Genomic DNA, 2,151 nt, shown 5'->3' with positions numbered 1-2,151 from the left:
AGCAGTGCGTCGAGCACGACGAGAAGATTCAGATCAAGGCCTTTGAAGCGCATGGCTTTCACTTATCCATAGCGTGGATGCTCGCGATCTAAACAATCGATTTTACCAAACTTCCAGGGCGCTGCATAGATGACCGCACTTGGCATGCGCCCGACCACGCCACTGCTTCTGCAGCGTGTGCTGGGAAATGACTTGCAAGTAGCCGGTCATGTCGAACTCTCCGCCTTCTTCCAAAAGGCCCATGGGCGACAGGGGCTTTCAGGCGGTAGTAGCTGGGCCGGTGCAGGGCCGAAGGTTCGCGCAATCGGCTCTGATGTGCACGGCGTAGCAGCTCACTAGGACCTGCTGCGCCATTTCTTCACGGTTGGCGAGGTTGATTTCTTGGTAGGCAAACTCGGATCGTACAGGATGCACCCCGATCTTGAGAGACTCGGAATGAGCCATTCTATCCGCGTCATGCGTCCGGTGCTGCAGCAGCGTGGCATTCCATTCGCTTTTGGCATGGTTCGGCACCCGCTGCGAAACCATCTTGAGAGGTTCTGCAGAGACGGCCAGACGACCATAGTGCCGGGCGTTCGCATCGCCACACATGATCGCGACCGCCAATGCGCTCGAGGTTTGCGATCAGGCACTGGGATTTTGTCCGCTCGGTTGCAGCCAATCGGCCCTCCATACCACGCCGCGATCCGCGTGATTTTCGATCCTTTGCACCGCGCTCGCCGTGCCCAGAAACGGCAAGTAGCAACTGCAACAGATAGGCTGGAGTCTGATGCTTGATCACATAAGAGCCGGAGCGAAGGGACACGGCTCGTGCCCAGCAGGGACAAACAACCGAGACCTAAGCTTTGATTTCGCCAAAGGCATACTCATTACTTTGGTGATAATTGGGCACTTGTTACAGTATTTAATCTACCAGGGCACCGACGCTTTCTGGCTGTCGCCGTATTTCAAGTCGATCTACATGTTTCATATGCCTCTATTTATGGCGATAAGCGGATACCTTTCTTCTGGGGCAATTTTGCGAAAATCGTTCACCCAGGGTGTCGGTGAGCGGGCAATGCAGCTACTACTGCCAATGCTATTTTGGTGTACGTTGATTTGGACGTTAAAGTCCGCCGTTATTTTTCCAACGAAGAGTTTGACTGATACTCTGTTAGATTTGTCGACGGAAGTTATTGGAACTTACTGGTTCATATGGGCCGCATTTATTTCGTTCGTTCTGATTAGAGTTCTTACAACGTTCAACCGTCTATCGATGTGGATCATAAGCGCATCTGCAATTGCGGTCGCATTCGCACCCATCACGTTATCAATAACCCCGTTGTTAAAATACACTTACCCATTTTATTGTTTAGGGTTCCTGTTTGCCCAGCCGATCGGATGGCAGAATGGCGTCATCTGGCGTTACAAATCGATTTTTGTTGTCTTATTTTCGATAGCGGCTTTCATATGCTTCCTCGGGTGGGGCAAGGAGACTTATGCCTACAACAATCTCGTTTTAATTCATGATGAACAGTCAGCTAAACAAGTTTTTCTGATGTTCTCTGGATCTTTGGCGGCTTCTGCGGTAGCAATGCAGTCTATGTTCCAATGCTGGAGACTTGTCTATTCGACTAGAGTAGCTCGCTTTGTCGCGGTGCAGCTTGGTCAGAGCACGCTGCTGCTTTACCTGGTCCAGGGTGCCGTGTTTCGTCTCATGGATTTGATACAGTTTGGAGAAGTCTGGAATCTCGCGACCAGAATCGCCTTCGCAACTGTGCTTGGAGTGGCGATTGTCGTCATAGCGATGGCAATTCGCAGTATTGCGCGCAACCTCGGATATGTGTCGCGGATCGTTGTCGGAGCGCCGCCACGCCCAAGTCTGCTCAAATCTCAATCTGTAATCAATTAGCCACGTGAAAAATTCGCATCTGTAATCGACATGTTTCATAGCTCCGGACCTATCCGATCGACTGTTGTACCGGTCGGCCATTCGCTCATCGGCCGCGCCTCCACGCGCGCGGGCGGCAGGTCGGGACACAACACCTCTGAGTGGGACCGTAAACGAGCGCCCATAATGGTCACGATGACAAACAACCACGTTACGGACAGATGAGGCATGCGTTTCAAAGGCCTTGATCTGAACCTTCTCGTCGTGCTCGACGCACTGCT

At 52.0% G+C, this 2,151-nt stretch carries 1 protein-coding gene and 1 pseudogene; both read left to right on the top strand.

Annotation, left to right across the window (positions count from 1 at the left end; genetic code table 11):
• Positions 1 to 129 precede the first annotated feature (129 nt).
• Positions 130 to 777, top strand: a pseudogene (locus LB557_RS31440) (hypothetical protein).
• Positions 770 to 1,891, top strand: a complete 1,122-nt coding sequence (gene nolL, locus LB557_RS31435; protein ID WP_027033376.1) for a nodulation factor fucose acetyltransferase NolL — start codon at positions 770 to 772, stop codon at positions 1,889 to 1,891. Before LB557_RS31440 ends, nolL begins: the two are co-directional and overlap by 8 nt.
• The last annotated feature ends 260 nt before the right edge of the window (positions 1,892 to 2,151 follow it).

Origin of the sequence: Mesorhizobium sp. BR115XR7A, assembly GCF_020165315.1 — a bacterium.
In the GTDB taxonomy this organism is placed as follows: Bacteria; Pseudomonadota; Alphaproteobacteria; order Rhizobiales; family Rhizobiaceae; genus Mesorhizobium; species Mesorhizobium australicum.
Note: the sequence above shows the minus strand (reverse complement) of the source record. Positions and strands in the feature narration are given on the sequence as shown.